The following is a 16,956-nucleotide window of genomic DNA, read 5'->3' as shown; positions in this document are numbered from 1 at the left end:
AAAGTCAGTTGAAATTAGCCCATGCGAGAGCCTGCAATACAATGCGAGTATTTAGTTGACCTACTTCTGTCAATGAGACTTAAGTATTATGAAATCGTCGCTCTATGCTACCAAATCTGGAAATTTTAGACGATTTACAGTGAGTTAGGTTGTATTTTTACCAAGATACCTATCGTTGAAAATATTGAAAAACTCCGGCACGATACGGCGCCACAATCTTTTTCAAACAACCGTAACGTGTTAAGCCGTGGCCATCAGCAGTGCGAGCGCCAAAACCATGAACGAAGCCGATATCGTCGAAATCGAAACCTGGCTTGATCTGCAAGGATTGTCGGGCATGTCAGAGATGGACCTGTTCAACGGCTTCTGCGCGCGATGCCTCGCTGCAGGCGTTCAGCTCGAACGTGCGAGCGCCTTTGTCGATACGCTTCATCCGATATATGAGGGCAGGGCATTCCCGTGGCGTCGAGATGGGGAAGTCGAGAAAGCCATCATCGAATATGGCTCCTCACAACAAGGCGAAAGCGCTGACAACTGGCAGAATTCCACTTTCTACCATCTCCTGCAGATCGGTGAGGACGAGATGCGCCATCGGCTTGCCGAGGTTGATAATATCGGCTTCCGTCATCTGACGACTCTCAAAAGCGAGGGTTGTACCGATTATCTCGCTTTCATGAATCGGTTTTCGAGCGAAGGTAGCATCGGCGAGATGGACTGCTTCTATTCCTCCTGGTCGACCGCTGATTCAGAGGGTTTCTCCGAGAACGATGTAGACGCGCTCAGGCGATTGGTGAGGGGTCTCGCTCTCGCCGTCAAATGCGCTTCGCTCACGCGCATCGTCAGAACACTGGCCGATGTCTATCTCGGCCGTGATGCAGCGAAACGCGTGCTTGCAGGGAGGATCAACCGCGGTTCGGCCGAGCGCATCGAGGCGGTTTTATGGTATTCCGACTTGCGGGATTACACTCGCATCTCCGATGCAGCTGCACCTGATGCGATCATCCCCATGTTGAACGACTACGCTGAAGCCGTCATTTCATCGGTGCAGGAGGCGGGTGGCGATGTATTGAAGCTGATCGGGGATGGCATACTTGCGATTTTCACCGAAGAGGATTCGGCAAGCGCGGCTACCGCCGCATTGAAAGCGCAGATGCACCTGCGCAAGCGCGTGGTGGTACTCAACAAGACGCGCAAAGCCAGCGGTGCACCCGCGACGGATGTTTATCTTGGCGTTCACATCGGTGAGGTTTTCTATGGCAATATCGGTAGCGATACGCGGCTTGACTTTACAGTCGTCGGACCTGCAGTAAACGAAGTCAGCCGCATTGCCTCCATGTGCCGGTCGGTTGATCAGGACGTTCTCCTTTCCGACCGTTTCGCCGCAGCTCTGCCTGAAGAACTACGCGCAAAACTGGTATCCGTTGGCCGCTTCGCGCTGCGCGGCGTAGGCAGAGCGCAGGAATTGTTTACGATTGATCCGATAATCCTCGAAAAATATAGAGCGGCTGGCCGAGCACAACACGCCGCCCAGTCTGAATAGGCATTTGCGTGACATGGCGCACTCGGGCCAGCTGTACCAAGAAAATTGCATAAGCTTAATTATGGAACTTATGACATTATCCCTTTGTGCGCCGGATTTGGAATCTTAGGGATAATACGTTGTGAATCAGTATTTTAATCCCGAATATATGTGATATTATCCCTTTTACGCTCAGTATGCTACCTCATAGGGATAAGATGAGTAAATTCAATGAATTATCCTCTGAACAAATACGCCAGCACATCGATACTACGCAGGCTTATGAGGTCTATCGGAGTAGCTTGAAGGAATATGAGCAGCGCTTTTCCGGGTCGATGTCGTGGAAGAAAAGCACGAATGACATGGAATATCTCTACAAAAAGACCAACGGAATATGGAAATCTTTGGGCCCGCGATCGCCTGAAACCGAGACGATCTATAGCCAGTTCCATGCTGGCCGCGACAATTCCAAGGAGCGCGTAGCGCGCCTTGCACAACGCCTGGATGAATTGGCTCCGGTCAATCGCGCCATGGCTTTGGGCCGTGTACCGCTTTTGACGGCCCGTATTCTCCGTGCACTCGACAAGCTCGGTCTCATAGGCACGGCCATTGATGTTGTCGGCACCAATGCACTGTTTGTCTATGAACGCATGGCCGCCGTTCACATCACCAGCGGATTGCTTTCGACGCAGGATGTCGACCTGTTGATGGATTCGCGGTTCAACCTGCGGTTGATAACCAAGGACTTTTCCCACAAGGGATTGATCGGCCTTCTGCAGAAAATCGACCATTCGTTCGTACCTTTGGCCAGGAACGGCTATAGGGCAGCGAACCGGGACGGTTTTCTGGTGGATCTCATCAAGCCCGTACCGAAAGACGTCATGTCATCAAAAGAAAAGACGCGTTTCAGCGTTGATGCCGACGATCTGCAGGCGATTGAAATCGAGGGGCTGTCCTGGCTCGTCAACAGTCCAAAGGCACAGGCTATAGTAATCGATGAGCGAGGCTACCCGTTGGCCTATTCCTGCCCGGATCCCCGAGCCTTCGCGCTGCATAAATTGTGGTTATCACGGCGAGCCGATCGCGATGCGGCCAAGCGTATACGGGATGAACAGCAAGCACGGATCGTAGCCGAACTCATCGCCAAGCAACTGCCGCATCTTTCTTTTGAATCCAGCGACTTGCAGGCTTTGCCGCTTGCATTGCGTCAGCTGGCAACGCAACTCGATCCGGTCACGGGCAACAACAATGACGAATTGCGCCTCACACCAAATTGGTGACTGAAACGCTGAGGCGCCGGGATACGTTCCGGCGCCTTAGCAATAGGCGATATCTAGCTATAAGCCTGCATAGGCGGGCAGGAGCAAACCAGATTGCGGTCGCCAGCGACATTGTCGACGCGCGAAACCGGAGGCCAATACTTGGGATTGTCTTCGCTTTCGTCAGCCGGGAGGCTCGCCTCGCTGCGACTGTAGGGATGTGACCAGTCATCGGCCAGAACGTCACCGGCTGGATGCGGTGCATTGACCAGCGGATTATCATCCTTTGGCCACTCACCACTCGCCACTTTTGCCGCCTCGTTGGCAATGGCAATCATCGCATCACAGAATCGGTCGATCTCACGTTTCGATTCCGACTCGGTCGGCTCGACCATCAGCGTTCCAGCAATGGGCCAGGACATGGTCGGCGCGTGAAAGCCATAGTCGATGAGCCGTTTGGCAATGTCTTCGACGTTGATCCCGGCGCTTTCCTTCAATACCCGTGTATCGAGGATACACTCATGCGCCACACGGCCATTGCGCCCCTGGAACAGCACGGGATAGGTATCTTTCAGCCGTTCGGCGATGTAATTGGCATTGAGGATCGCCATCTCGGTCGCACGCTTCAATCCGTCGCCGCCCATCATGCGAATGTACATCCAGGTGATAGGCAGGATCGACGCACTGCCGAATGGTGCTGCCGAAACCGCATGCCCTGAACCCTTAGCGACGTGCCCGGGCAGGAATGGTGCCAAGTGCTTTTTGACGCCGATTGGCCCTACACCCGGCCCGCCTCCGCCATGCGGAATGCAGAAGGTCTTGTGCAGGTTCATATGGCAAACATCTGCCCCGATATCGCCGGGACGAGCCAGACCAACCAGCGCATTGAGGTTAGCGCCATCGAAATAAACCTGTCCGCCGTGGCCGTGGATAACCGCGCAAATATCTTTCACGCCCTCCTCGAACACCCCGTGTGTCGAGGGGTACGTGATCATCAGCGCTGCGAGGTTGTCACTGTGCATCTCAGCCTTGGCCGTCAGATCGTCGAGATCGATGTCACCCGCTTCTTCGCAAGCGACGACGACGACTCTCATGCCTGCCATGTGCGCGCTGGCCGGGTTGGTGCCATGCGCCGATTCAGGAATGAGGCAGATATCGCGATGATCGTCACCGCGGTCGAGATGATAGCGGCGGATGGCAAGCAAGCCCGCATATTCGCCTTGACTGCCTGCATTCGGCTGCAGGGAAACCGCATCGAATCCGGTAATCTCGGACAGCCACGCTTCAAGATCATCCGTCAGCGATTTATACCCGATCGCGTGATCGGATGGCGCAAAGGGGTGCACATTGGCGATGCTCGTCCAGCTGACGGGCAGCATTTCGGCTGCGGCGTTGAGCTTCATCGTACAGGAGCCCAGCGGGATCATGGCACGGTCAAGTGCCAGATCCTTGTCGGCAAGCCGGCGCAGGAAACGCATCATCTCGGTTTCGGAGCGTTGCTGATGAAACACGGCCTGGGTCATAAACCCTTCAGCTGGCCGTGTATTTGGCAGCTTTAGACCGGGATCATTCGGCAAGCTTGCACCGAACAGCGCTGCAACTGCGCTGAGGTCCCCGTCCGTTGTCGTCTCGTCAACGGTAATGCCGAGCCGGTCCTGATCAATGACCCGGAGCAAGCGCCCGCCCTTTTCGGCAGCGTCAGCAATGGAAGTCGCCGTGCCGGGGACGCTGACCGTTATCGTATCGAAGAAGCGTTCGCCGCCAAGCTTGAGGCCGGCAGCCTCAAGTCCCGCTGCAAGACGCGCAGCTCTTGCATGAACTTGGGCTGCAATAGCCCGAAGTCCCTGCGGACCATGCCAGATGGCGAAGGACACCGCCATATTGGCAAGCAGTGCCTGAGCGGTACAGATATTCGATGTCGCCTTGTCGCGGCGGATATGCTGCTCGCGAGTTTGCAGCGCGAGGCGGTAGCCCGGTCGCCCCTTGCTGTCTACCGACTGGCCAACCAGACGTCCTGGGATAAGCCGGGTAAGATTATCGCTCACTGCGAGATATGCTGCATGCGGTCCACCATAGCCGATCGGAACGCCGAAGCGCTGCATGGAACCAGCGGCAATATCCGCCCCAAGCGAAGCAGGGGAAGCTGTGATCGTCAGCGCGAGGGGATCAGCGACCACAATAACCAGCGCGCCGGCCGCTTTTGCAGCCTTGATGATCGCCGAGTGATCGCCATAGACACCATAGGTGTCGGGCCATGGCACGATGATCGCCGCGACGCTGGCATCGATCTCGCCGCCGTTCACGCTCATGCCAAGAGGCTCGGCGCGGGTCCTGACCACATCGAGGATCTGCGGATGCACTTCTCCCGCAAGCACGATGCGGTTACGCTTTTCGCGATGATGACGGTAGGCGATGCCAACGGCTTCCGCCACTGCGGTCGCCTCGTCCAGCAGCGATGCGGATGCAACCGGCAAGCCTGTCAGTTCTGTAACCAATGTCTGGAAATGGAACAGCAACTCCAGCCGTCCCTGACTTATCTCTGACTGGTAGGGCGTATAAGCCGTGTACCACGCGGGGTTCTCAAAGAGATTGCGCTGGATGACCGCGGGTACGTGCGTGCCGTGATAGCCCTGCCCGATGAAGCTCTTATGGGTCTTGTTCTGACCCATCTTGAGGCTGAGTTCCGCCAGTGCTTCCGCCTCATTGGCAGCTTCGGGAATGTTCAGCGGCCGTTCCAGACGAATGGATTTCGGTACAGCCTGTGAAATCAGGGTTTCCAGCGAGGGAATGCCTAGTGCCGCCAGCATTGCGCGTGAGCCATGTATGCTCGGGCCGATATGGCGGTCGGAAAACGGAAAAATGCTTTTATTCATGATCGATCAACCAATAATCGCTTTGTAGCCGGCTTCGTCGAGCAAACCGGTCAACTGGTCCGTGTCGGACAATTTCATCTTCCATAGCCAGCCATCGCCGGTTGCCGAAGAATTGACCAGCGCGGGATCGCTTGCCGTCGCTTCGTTGACTTCAGTCACTTCGCCGTCCAGCGGCGCATAGACATCCGAAGCCGCCTTGACCGATTCCACCACAACAGCGGCATCACCCTTCGACAAGTATTGACCGACATCCGGCAATTGAACGAAGACGAGATCGCCGAGCTGGTCCTGCGCATGATCGGTAATGCCGACGGTGGCGATGCCGTCTTCGACGCGGACCCATTCGTGATCTTCGGTAAAATAAGTGGCTGCCATCTGAATTATCCTTTGTGGTAGCGGTGTGGAGTGAAGGGAAGTGAATGAACGTGGAGTGCAATGCGGTTACCGCGCACTTCGGCGAAAACCTGGGTACCGATGGGGGCGAAATCCTTGCCGACATAGCCCATCGCAACAGGAAAGCCTGCCGAGGGCCCGAAACCGCCCGATGTCACGACACCGACCGCATTGCCGTGGATATCGACCAGAATGGAATCAGACCGCACAGGCTGGCGGCTATCGGGTTTCAGACCCACGCGTTTTCTTCCCGGCCCCTTGGCGATCTTGTCGAGCAGAGCTTTGGCGCCGATGAATCCGGCCTTTTCACGCACTGGCTTGGCGATCGCCCAGGTAAGACCTGCATCGACGGGATCGATGTCCGGCGTGATGTCCTGGCCGTGCAGGCAGAGGCCGGCCTCCAGTCGCAGACTGTCACGCGCAGCAAGCCCGACCCACGCCACGCGTTCGTCTGCAAGGAGCACGGTCGCGAGTTCGCGCGCTTCATCTGCTGGCAGGCCGATCTCGAAACCGTCCTCCCCTGTATAGCCCGAGCGGCTCATGAACCAGCCAGGCTTGGGCTCGAAGCCATGCATGAACGCAAGCTCTGTTCCGGGAACTCCGGCCACACGCAGCACATCCACCGCCTGCGGTCCCTGAATTGCCAGGAACACGCGATCAAGCGCTTCGATCTTGCAATCAAAGCCCTTCGCAACGTCGCGCAAATGCGCTTCGTCAGCGGCTGCATTGCCGGCATTGGCGACGACCATGAAATGGTCTCCGCCCAATCTCGTGACAATCAGATCATCGAGAATGCCCGCCTGTTCGTTGAGAAAGAATGTATATTTGGATTGCCCTGTCGCCAGCGCATCTGCATCTAACGGGCAAATATGGGAAAGCAGCGCCGCTGTTCCGGGTCCTGCAATATCGAACAGCTGCATGTGCGAGATGTCGAACAGCCCGGCTTTCTCGCGCGTATGCAGATGCTCTTTCATCACCCCCAATGGATAAGTGATTGGCATGGACCAGCCTGCAAACCCGCCAAAGCGCGCGCCGGCGGCTTTATGCAGATCATCAAGCGGCAATGATTTCAGGTTTTTTTCAGCGCCCATTTTTACTCCAGAGTCGTGCAAAGATCCCCGCCACAAGGACGGACCGTTTCTTTGCCCCTCTGTCGGAAGCCTGAGAGACTCGCGCAGCTTAGGACTTACGTCCGGCTGCACTTACACCTTCGGCGCGAGGTTTCCCTCGACTTTCCAGAGTTGTCTTATCCTTTTGCGGTTCTTGCTACCTGAGAGATTTCGGGCGATTTCCCCTTCGGTGGACCTGCACATCGCTGTGCAAAGACACTCTCCCGCAAATTGACAGGGCCCTTGATTCTACAACCGAAGACCCTCGACGAAGGAGACCATATCGCACCGCACAAGCGCTGTCACCGCCCAATCCGCCGATTTGACGCTTTGTGGACAGAAATTGTCGAGGGCAGAATATACGTTAGGCACTCCGAGCCACCAGCTTTAGTGCAGGTTCCTTCTCCCGTCTCAACGCCATGACACCGAGCGACTGGCCCCTGCCCTTCAGCGCATGCTGGCCGAGATATTCAGCTTTGATGTCGCCCGAAAATTCCAGGCGTTTCGCCAGATCGCTCGAAATCAATATCGGCACGCCGAGTGTGCGGCTCAGGCCTTCCAGACGTGCTGTCGTATTCACGGTATCGCCAAAATAAGCGATCTTGTGGTGATCCACTCCGACTTCTGCGGTGACAATGGGCCCGCCATGCAGAGCTATGCGCAGACGCGGCACCCGACCGAATTTCTGCAGCCATTTATCAGCGTCGGCCTCGATCGCGTCCACGATCGCGAATGCACACTTCACGCAGTTATCTTGTCTCAACCCGCGCGCCATCGGCCAGGTTATAATCGCCGCATCACCAATATAATCGTCAATGGTGCCTCGATACTGTCGCACCGGTTTGGCGAAAGCCGTAAAAAGCGCGCTGAGAAACTGTTGCGCGCGCAAATCCCCGAATTCCTCGGCAAAAGACGTAGATCCGACAAGATCGATGAACAGGAACACCCGCTCTTCTTCGATGGGTTTGCGGTACCGGCCAAGAAGCAGACTGGCGAAGACATCGCGGCCGAGCAGTTCGCGGACGCGGGTGACAAAACTGAGGATCAGCGACACCCCCATCGTGTAGAGCAAGATATCCGCCGGCAAAATGACAGCCTCCTGCCAAGTGACCACCTTGAGACGCCCTAAGAGCCAAAGCAGTCCACCACAGGCCGCGAAAGCCACGCTGACCATCAAATAGAAAACCAGAAGGGAGAAAATAATATAGGCCGGGGTCGAAAGAGATGTAACCCAGGCGTTCAGACGCGGCAGCAGCAGTCCCCGCTCAAAGGCAATGACCGGAACACAGACAAACAGGGCGAAAACGGCGCCAATCAGCGACCAGTCATCATAGAATATTGCGCCGTAAACCACGCCGCTGATGGCGACGACGCACAAAACGAATATCCAGAAGCCGAAGGAATATCTGTTCATGATACCAGCATTGTGAACATTGAAGCTTTCCGAATAATTATTGCACGGTATTTCTTTCTGTCATTCGTCGTGCGAGACGGCAGATTTCAGGCAGCTGCCTGCGACACTTTGACAGAAAACGCCATCATTGCTATCAGTGCCGCCCCGCCGCTGCCCATCTTGCCGCTGACTCATAGTCGGCCAACTGCAAATCGAAGGACCGTGACGATGCCCGATACCGCCCAACCGCCGAAAAGTGCCGCCATCGAAGCGCGCGGCCTCTCAAAGCATTTCGGCGATGTTCGTGCCGTGGATGGCATAGATCTCGACGTTCCTCGCGGCATGATCTTCGGCATCCTCGGACCGAACGGTGCCGGGAAGACAACCTTGCTGCGTATGCTGGCGACGCTGCTGCCGCCCGATGCAGGCTCTGCGAAGGTCCTTGGATACGACCTCGCGAAATCACCACACGATGTGCGCGGTTCCATCGCCATGACCGGGCAGTTTGCCTCGCTTGACGAAGATCTGACCGGACGTGAAAACCTGATCCTGCTGGCTCGCCTCTGGGGCTTTCGTGGCCAGTCAGCGAAAGAGCGCGCCGATGACTTGCTAACCGCATTTGATCTTGCAGATGCCTCCACCAAACAGGTCAAGGATTATTCCGGCGGTATGCGGCGCCGGCTGGATATCGCAGCCTCGCTCGTGGTTACGCCGGGCGTCTTGTTCCTCGACGAGCCGACGACCGGGCTCGACCCGATGGCGCGCAAGAGCGTCTGGCGCATGATCCGCTCACTCTCCGAGGCAGGCGTAACCATTCTTCTCACGACGCAATATCTGGAGGAGGCCGACCAGCTTGCCGCGCGCATTGCCGTGATCGATCACGGCAAGAAAATTGCCGAGGGCACCAGCCGTGAGCTCAAGGCGGCAACGGGGTCGGGCTTCCTGCATCTGACATTGGTCGATGCAACACGTATCGAGGAAGCCGAACGTCTGCTGGCAGAAATAACCGGCAGCAAGGCGCAACGCAGTTCTGAAAGCGCGGCGCTGTCACTGATGGTTGATACGCCGCAAAACGCCAATCGTGGTCTGGCCGCATTGATCGCCGCAAATATTGAACTTGCCGATTTCTCGATGGGCGCGCCCAGCCTCGACGAGGTGTTCTTCGCTTTGACCGGGCACATCACCGAAAGCCAGCCTTCTCCGGGAGAAGCATGATGGACAACGAAACCGCAACGACTTCGCTCATCTACGCCACCCGTCCGCCACAGCCTTCGGCGCTGTCCAATGCGCTCGTTTTCGGTTGGCGCGCCGTGCTTAAATTCAAGCACGTCCCGGAACAGCTCTTCGACCTGGTCATGACGCCGATCATGTTCACCCTGTTGTTCACCTTCGTGTTCGGCGGCGCCCTTTCAGGTTCTACAGCGGCCTATCTGCAATATTTTCTTCCCGGCATTCTGGTGCAGACGGTGGTGTTCAATTCGATGTACTCCGGTATGGGGCTGAGTACAGACCTTGGCAAGGGTCTGTTCGACCGGTTCCGTTCATTGCCGATCTGGTCGCTGTCACCCTTCGCCGGCTTGATGGTGGGGGATATTCTGCGTCACCTGATCGCGTCGCTGCTTATCCTGTTCATCGGCGTCCTCCTCGGCTACAGGCCGGAAGGCGGCATCATGGGCGTCGTCGAAGCGCTCCTTCTGCTAGTGGTGATCGGGTTTGGGTTCGGCTGGATATTCCTGGTGCTCGGGCTGGTCATGCGCACGCCCAGCACCGTCATGACGATGGCCTTTACCGGCATCATGCCCTTGGTCTTCGCCTCCAACATCATGGTAGACCCTGCAACAATGCCAGGCTGGTTGAGGCTCTTCGTCGATGTCAATCCGGTGTCGCTGATGACGACAGCCATGCGCGGTCTGATGGCCGGAAACGCGACCGCCACCCAGCTGGGCGCAGCGCTTATAGCCCCGATATTACTGACTATCGTGCTCGCACCGCTGACGCTGTACCTCTATCGCCGCAAGTAAGCGATGAACGAGTATGAGCCACCTGAAAATTCGTCAGCGCGTGGCGAAAATGTTGATTTTCGAGCCCCGAAGCGGAGTGTACTTTTGGGTACATGAGCATCGGAGCGGAGAAAATCGCCATTTGCAGCCCGCTCTGGCGGATTTTACTCGCCATAGGGGACCCAGATGTTTTTAATCTGCACAGCGCGTCGCAAGTATTCCTTGCCCTGCCCTTGAGCACTGAGCCAGTCGCGCTGGCGTCCATTGTTGACCCATGTCGCCTTGAGGTTCCCGCACGAAGCTTTTTCCACCATCGTGCTTCCCTCCTTCGTGCCGACATACCAGATCGCATCGACCTCATCATGCTCGGCCAATGTCCTGGCTAGAACATCGCGTTCGCCGGTAACGATGTTGACCACGCCGCCCGGAATGTCTGATGTGTCGAACACCTGATAGAGACTGGTTGCCAATAGCGGATGCCGCGACGAAGGAATGGCGACCACGCGGTTGCCCATGGCGATCGCCGGCAAGACCAGCGATACGAACGACAGCAGCGGCACTTCGTCGGGGCACACGATACCCATGACACCCCAAGGCTCATTCATCGCCAATGTCACATGGCGTGATTTGGTCGAGTGAACCGCACCATCATATTTGTCCGCCTGCGCCGCGTAGTAGAAGATGCGGCGGAGCGCGACGGCAAACTCCTCGGCTGCGGCCTTTGCCGAAACGCCGGTACTTATCGCCAGCAGTGCTTCGAATTCGGCCTGACGCGCGCTCAGGTTTTCGCCGAGATAATACAGCACCTGCGCGCGGTTATGCGCCGTCGTGCCACCCCATGCGCCGGCTTTGGCCGCCGCCTCGACGGCGTTGCGAATGTCCTTGCGGTTGCCGAGTCCGGCCTGGCCAATGACCTGTCCGCCCTTGCCTAGCACCGAATAGCTGTAACCGCCGTCCGGACGCGCCTGCTTGCCGCCCACATAATTCTTCGCCGTGCGGTCGATTGTGCCGCCGGCCGTGACCTTAGCATCTCCATCCGGCGCCGCTGAAGGCTTGAATACCGGTCCGGATTTTGCCAGCGGCAACCGCTTTTCCCAATTGGCTGTCAGGTACTCATAGAGACCCTCACGGCCGCCTTCACGGCCGAAACCGCTTTCGCGGTAACCGCCGAAACCAGCGCCGGCATCCAGCAGGTTGGTCGAGTTGATCCAGACGACACCGGCCTTGACACGAGCAGCCATATCGAGCGCAAGATTGATATTCTCCGACCAGATCGATGCGGCAAGCCCGTACTTCGTGTTGTTGGCAAGCGCTATCGCTTCGTCCGGCGTCCGGAAGGTGGTGGCTGTGGCCACGGGCCCGAAAATCTCGACTTCGCAAACTGTCGATGCAGGTTCTATGTCGGTAAAGAAGCCGGGCGCAAAATAACTGCCCTTGGACGGAAGTTTCACGGGTGCCTGCCACAGCGTGCCGCCCTGGGCCTTGCCCTGCTCGACCAGTGCCGAAACGCGTTTCAGCTGTCCTGCCGAGACAAGCGCACCGATATCCATGGTCTTGTCCAGCGGATCGCCGACGCGCAGCGTCTCCATGCGCTTGCGCAGCTTGTTGTAAAACCGTTCCGCGATGCCTTCCTGCACGAGGATGCGCGAACCAGCACAGCAGACTTCGCCCTGGTTGAACCAGATGGCATCGACCACGCCTTCCACCGCCCCGTCCATGTCCGCGTCTTCGAAGACGATGAACGGTGACTTGCCGCCGAGCTCCAGCGACAGCTTCTTCTCCGAGCCGGCAATCTGATCGCGGATGATACGTCCGACTTCGGTCGAGCCCGTAAACGCCACCTTATCGATATCCTCATGGCCGCAAATCAGCGCGCCGGTTGCGCCATCGCCATGGACGATATTGACCACCCCTGCCGGCAAGCCGACCTCGTGGCAGACCTCTGCAAAGGCGATCGCTGTCAGCGGCGTCAGTTCGGCCGGCTTGAGGACGACCGTATTTCCTGCAGCCAACGCCGGAGCGATCTTCCACGCCAGCATCAACAGCGGGAAATTCCACGGGATCACCTGTCCGCACACACCGACCGGCGAGAAGCCATCGAACTCGGTCTCGACCATCTCGGCCCAACCGGCATGGTGGTAAAAATGCCGGGCAACAAGCGGGATATCGATGTCGCGTGTCTCGCGGATGGGCTTGCCATTGTCCATGGTCTCGAGCACCGAGAAGAAGCGCTCACGCTTCTGGATATGGCGGGCGATGGCATAGAGATATTTGGCGCGCTCATGGCCCGGCAATTTGGACCACTTGCCGAAGGCAGAGCGTGCTGCCTTCACCGCGGCATCGACGTCCGCTTTCGCACCGTGCGCAACCTTCGCCAGCACTTTTTCGTTGGCCGGATTGATCACTGCGAAAGTCTGGGGGCCTTCACTGCCGGTAAATTTGCCATTGATGAAATGACCGAAGCCCTTTTTGTTGGCATCAAGCCAAGCCTGAACGTCGCTGTTGCTCTCCGGTGCCGGGCCATATTCCATCGTGCGAAGAATATCCTTGATCTGTCCCATGAAATTTTCCTTAAGCAAGCGCGTGGCGCGAAGACGCGGCGTAGCGGCCCGTCAGGTAATGTTCCAGCTGCCGTTCGATATCGCCGAGCATCGAACTCGCACCGAGGCGGAAAAGCTCAGGCTGCATCCACCGCAGGCCCAGTTCTTCCTTCATCAGGATCAGCCAGTTCATGGCGTCCTTGGCCGTCTTCATGCCGCCTGCCGGCTTGAAGCCGACAGTCTGGCCCGACAATTCGCCATAGTCGCGCAAGGCGCGCAGCATGATCAGGCTGACTGGAAGCGTGGCATTCACTTCCTCCTTGCCCGTCGATGTCTTGATGAAATCGGCGCCGGCCTGCATCGCGACCATCGAAGCGCGATAGACATTGCGCAGCGTGTTAAGGTCGCCGGTTGCCAGGATCGCCTTCAGATGTGCATCGCCTGCCGCTTCCCGCATCTGCACGATCTCATCGTATAACGCTGACCAGTTCTGGGTTAGCACGTGTTCGCGGGTGATGACGATGTCGATTTCAGCAGCCCCCTCACCCACAGCATAGTGGATCTCGGCAAGGCGCTGCGGCAGCGGCGTGAGGCCAGCCGGGAAACCAGTTGCCACCGAGGCAACGGGGATTCCAGAACCACGCAGTGCCTTCACCGCATGCGGCACCATTGTCGGATAAACGCAAACAGCACCCGTCGTGATGTTCGCATCGGTCAGGCCAAGAGCCTTGAGGATATCCTCCCGCACCGGGCATCTTGCCTTGGCGCAAAGCCGATGAACGCGACCCGCCGTATCGTCACCGGCAAGCGTCGTAAGATCGATGCAGGTGATAGCCTTTATCAGCCACGCCGCCTGATATTCCTTCTTCACCGTCCGGCGTGTCGTCAGCGTGGCAGCACGGCGCTCCGTCGCCGAGCGATTGACGGCGATATCGTCGAACCAGTCAAGCGCGAGCTTGGTGCCGGTGTTGCGCGCTAGGGAATGCTGGACTGCCAAGTCCGTCCCCTTCGATACCAAAATATCCTGGCGGTTCATGCGCGATCCTTCCTGTGATCGACACGGCAATTCGTCGCCTCACGCGTGTCAGACACCATTTTGATTTTCCAATGCATAGAGTGCTGTTGCTTCATCGGTGATGATGACCGACACATAGCCCGCTTTCAACGCTGCAACGGCGACCCGGTGCTTGTCTTCACCCGCAACCACGCCGATGGCTTGCTGCTTGGTCTTCAGATGTTCGAGCCGCATGCCCACGGTGCGATCGTCGATAGCCTCATCGATTATTCTGCCATTCTCATCGACAAACCGCCCAAGTATGTCGCCAACAGCGCCCGCATCCTTCAGCCTGTCCATATCGGCCTCATCAAGATAGCCGTTGCTCAGCAGTACCGATTGATGGTTGATGCCGCCCATGCTGAAGCACACTACATCTGCCTGCATGGCGAGTTGCAGCACACGCTCGATGATCGGGTCTTCTTCCAGCACCTCGCGCGTGCTTTTCTTGCCGACAATTGCCGGCACCGGCAGCAAGGTCGCGATCCCGTTGGCGGCGCGGGCAAATTCTTCCGCAACCGCGCTTGAATGCGTCGACGTCGAACGCAGATTGGTCGCGCCGTTGACCAGCACCACATGCACACCCGGGTTCCAGTTGCTCGGCAAAAATCGCGCGACGGCAGACATGGTGCGGCCCCAGGAAACGCCGATCAGTTCGGATTTCGGCGTGAGCCCGGCAAGATAGGTCGCCGCGGCCTGCGCCACGCGTTCGGTCAAAAGCGCAGAGTCCGTCATGTCCCCGGACGGAACGACAATCGCGTCTTTAAGGCAATATTGCTGCTGCAATCGCACTTCGAGATCGGTCCGGCGCATGACCCTTGGAGTGATCTCGATGCGGACGACGCCGAGCTCCCTCGCCTCGGTCAGCAACCGGCCGATCTGCCAGCGGGTCAAGCCGAGTTCAGCCGCGATATCCCCCTGCGTCCACTCAAGGTCATAATAAAGCTTGGCGACGCGGACCATCAAATGTTCGCGCTGCTCGTCCGAAGGAAGCCTGTTCGATGATTGAAGGCGAATTTCATTCATGATCGACCTCCTTTCATTCGCGGTTCAAGTAACAACAAATGCAGACTTATTGCTCTTTTGTGATTTTATACTCCCGGACATGGTTCGAGTCAATGACGGTTTCACGCGGCTTACCCGACGATCAACCGTTTGCACTTGCCTCCCCGCCTCCTCCACCACTATTCTTCGCACCTGTCTTTCCCGAGCGAGAATCCCATGAACTCCCTGATCACGCCTGAACGAATTGCCGAGATCGAGCGGTTGATCCGCCCGCATATCCGTCACACACCAACCTTGCGGGTCGACATGAGCGATTTCGGGCTTGCACCGCGTCCGGTCGATCTCAAGCTGGAATATCTGCAGCATTCAGGTTCGTTCAAGGCGCGCGGTGCCTTCACCAATCTCTTGACCCGCTCCCTTCCGGAGGCTGGTGTCGCGGCAGCATCCGGTGGCAATCATGGCGCCGCGGTCGCCTACGCCGCGATGCGGCTTGGCGTACCCGCGACGATCTTTGTACCGGGCGTTACCTCCCCGGCCAAGGCTGAACGCATCCGCGGCTATGGCGCAGCTCTCATCATCGGCGGCGATCGCTACGCCGACGCTCTGGCCGCGAGCGAGAAATTTGTCGAAAGGAACGGCGCCCTGGCCGTCCATGCCTATGACCAACCCGAGACGCTGCTCGGTCAGGGCACTCTCGGTGCGGAGATCGAAGCTGATCTACCCGACATAACGACACTGTTGGTTGCGGTTGGCGGCGGCGGACTGATCGGCGGCATCGCGGCATGGTTCAGAGGCCGGGTGAAAGTCGTCGCCGTTGAACCGGAGGGCTCACCAACTCTTCATATGGCGCTTGAAGCGGGTCAGCCTGTCGATGCGCCGACTGAAGGTATTGCCGCCGATTCGCTGGCACCGAAGCAGGTGGGCAAACTGATGTTTCCGATCGCTCAGGCTTTCGTCAACCGCTCGGTGCTCGTCTCTGATGACGATATCTGCGCGGCGCAAATTGCGCTGTGGGACAAGGTGCGTATCGTGACCGAACCCGGTGGTGCCGCCGCCTTCGCCGCTATCTTATCCGGTAAGTATGTTCCGGCACCAGATGAGCGGGTAGCAGTTCTCATCTGCGGTGCAAATACAACTGCTGTGAGTTTCGACTGAGTATCTCAGTTGTCTGAGGAACTACAAACGCAAAAAACGCCGCTTGATGCGGGGTTTTTGTTTGATCTCGGTCGATTGAGAAGCTGGAATGATGTGCGGGGCGAGGATTTGCCCGTTCGGGCCTTCCAACAGTCCACAGGACTGTTTGACCGGCGAAGCCGGATGTTGTTCACCCTTCAGGTTTTGAGCCTGGCGAGCGAGGTTGTTTGCCGATGCGCGCCGATGGGTGTTTTGTGGGAAAGTGATCTGGTTGCGGGGACAGGATTTGAACCTGTGACCTTCAGGTTATGAGCCTGACGAGCTACCGGGCTGCTCCACCCCGCGCCACCAAGATACGGCAAAGTTGCCGCTGCAGCCCGGATTTTTCCGTTCGTCCGGCCGCAAAAGCGAAGAGTGCTTTTGTCGAGCTGGACGGGGTGCTGCTACCCCGCGTCACCATATCGGCGTTTTGCCGAATGTCGTGCCTTTGCTTGTAAGTATGCGCTTACGCATTGTGTTTTGCAAAAGCAAAAGGCCGCATGCGCGGCCTTTTTTGAATGTCTGTGTGTTGTCGAGAAGATGATTTTGTTTCGCATGCGACTTTTTGGGCGCCTGCGTTATGAACGTTGCGTTTGGCAGACCTGGCAGCGACCTACTCTCCCGCGTCTTGAGACGAA

General features: G+C 57.5%; 12 protein-coding genes, 1 tRNA gene and 1 riboswitch. Of the genes, 5 read left to right on the top strand and 8 right to left on the bottom strand.

The window, feature by feature from the left end:
- Positions 1 to 277: 277 nt before the first annotated feature.
- Positions 278 to 1,540, top strand: coding sequence for an adenylate/guanylate cyclase domain-containing protein (locus tag PHA01_RS24870; RefSeq protein ID WP_271898968.1), 1,263 nt, complete (start codon positions 278 to 280; stop codon positions 1,538 to 1,540).
- A gap of 197 nt (positions 1,541 to 1,737) precedes the next feature.
- Positions 1,738 to 2,799, top strand: a complete 1,062-nt coding sequence (locus PHA01_RS24865; protein ID WP_271898967.1) for a nucleotidyltransferase domain-containing protein — start codon at positions 1,738 to 1,740, stop codon at positions 2,797 to 2,799.
- 53 nt (positions 2,800 to 2,852) lie between these two features.
- On the opposite strand, the gene gcvP is transcribed toward PHA01_RS24865, so the two are convergent.
- The 4 genes from gcvP to PHA01_RS24845 form a co-directional block, all read right to left on the bottom strand.
- Entirely contained in the window at positions 2,853 to 5,654 is a 2,802-nt protein-coding gene (gcvP, locus tag PHA01_RS24860; RefSeq protein ID WP_271899036.1) for an aminomethyl-transferring glycine dehydrogenase, read from the bottom strand.
- A 3-nt stretch (positions 5,655 to 5,657) separates the two neighbouring features.
- Complete coding sequence (gcvH, locus tag PHA01_RS24855; protein ID WP_271898965.1) at positions 5,658 to 6,026, bottom strand: glycine cleavage system protein GcvH; 369 nt, start codon at positions 6,024 to 6,026, stop codon at positions 5,658 to 5,660.
- A gap of 5 nt (positions 6,027 to 6,031) precedes the next feature.
- The gene (gcvT, locus tag PHA01_RS24850; RefSeq protein ID WP_271898964.1) at positions 6,032 to 7,135 is read right to left on the bottom strand and encodes a glycine cleavage system aminomethyltransferase GcvT; all 1,104 of its coding nucleotides are present in this window, start codon (positions 7,133 to 7,135) and stop codon (positions 6,032 to 6,034) included.
- A 156-nt stretch (positions 7,136 to 7,291) separates the two neighbouring features.
- Positions 7,292 to 7,390, bottom strand: a riboswitch (glycine riboswitch).
- Positions 7,391 to 7,517: 127 nt separating this feature from the next.
- Complete coding sequence (locus PHA01_RS24845; RefSeq protein ID WP_271898963.1) at positions 7,518 to 8,567, bottom strand: adenylate/guanylate cyclase domain-containing protein; 1,050 nt, start codon at positions 8,565 to 8,567, stop codon at positions 7,518 to 7,520.
- Positions 8,568 to 8,774: 207 nt separating this feature from the next.
- On the opposite strand from PHA01_RS24845, the gene PHA01_RS24840 reads away from it, so the two are divergent.
- Positions 8,775 to 9,761, top strand: coding sequence for an ATP-binding cassette domain-containing protein (locus PHA01_RS24840; protein ID WP_271898962.1), 987 nt, complete (start codon positions 8,775 to 8,777; stop codon positions 9,759 to 9,761).
- Positions 9,761 to 10,567, top strand: a complete 807-nt coding sequence (locus tag PHA01_RS24835; RefSeq protein ID WP_271899035.1) for an ABC transporter permease — start codon at positions 9,761 to 9,763, stop codon at positions 10,565 to 10,567. Before PHA01_RS24840 ends, PHA01_RS24835 begins: the two co-directional genes overlap by 1 nt.
- Positions 10,568 to 10,710: 143 nt before the next feature.
- Here the strand turns inward: PHA01_RS24835 and PHA01_RS24830 are convergent, their stop codons facing one another.
- The 3 genes from PHA01_RS24830 to PHA01_RS24820 are packed head-to-tail and all read right to left on the bottom strand — an operon-like array spanning position 10,711 to position 15,166.
- Positions 10,711 to 13,107 carry an aldehyde dehydrogenase family protein gene (locus tag PHA01_RS24830; RefSeq protein ID WP_271898960.1) on the bottom strand — a complete coding sequence of 799 codons (2,397 nt, stop codon included), beginning with the start codon at positions 13,105 to 13,107 and terminating at the stop codon, positions 10,711 to 10,713.
- A gap of 10 nt (positions 13,108 to 13,117) precedes the next feature.
- On the bottom strand, positions 13,118 to 14,122 hold the full coding sequence (deoC, locus tag PHA01_RS24825) for a deoxyribose-phosphate aldolase (RefSeq protein ID WP_271898959.1): 1,005 nt from the start codon (positions 14,120 to 14,122) through the stop codon (positions 13,118 to 13,120).
- A gap of 48 nt (positions 14,123 to 14,170) precedes the next feature.
- Complete coding sequence (locus PHA01_RS24820; RefSeq protein ID WP_271898958.1) at positions 14,171 to 15,166, bottom strand: sugar-binding transcriptional regulator; 996 nt, start codon at positions 15,164 to 15,166, stop codon at positions 14,171 to 14,173.
- A gap of 195 nt (positions 15,167 to 15,361) precedes the next feature.
- Between PHA01_RS24820 and PHA01_RS24815 the strand changes: the two genes are divergently transcribed.
- A complete protein-coding gene (locus PHA01_RS24815) occupies positions 15,362 to 16,300 on the top strand; it encodes a threonine/serine dehydratase (protein ID WP_271898957.1) in 939 nt (312 codons plus the stop codon).
- A 247-nt stretch (positions 16,301 to 16,547) separates the two neighbouring features.
- On the opposite strand, the gene PHA01_RS24810 is transcribed toward PHA01_RS24815, so the two are convergent.
- Positions 16,548 to 16,624, bottom strand: a tRNA-Met gene (locus PHA01_RS24810).
- Positions 16,625 to 16,956: the final 332 nt, after the last annotated feature.

Source organism: Candidatus Phyllobacterium onerii (assembly GCF_028331445.1).
GTDB lineage: Bacteria > Pseudomonadota > Alphaproteobacteria > Rhizobiales > Rhizobiaceae > Phyllobacterium > Phyllobacterium onerii.
Note: the sequence above shows the minus strand (reverse complement) of the source record. Positions and strands in the feature narration are given on the sequence as shown.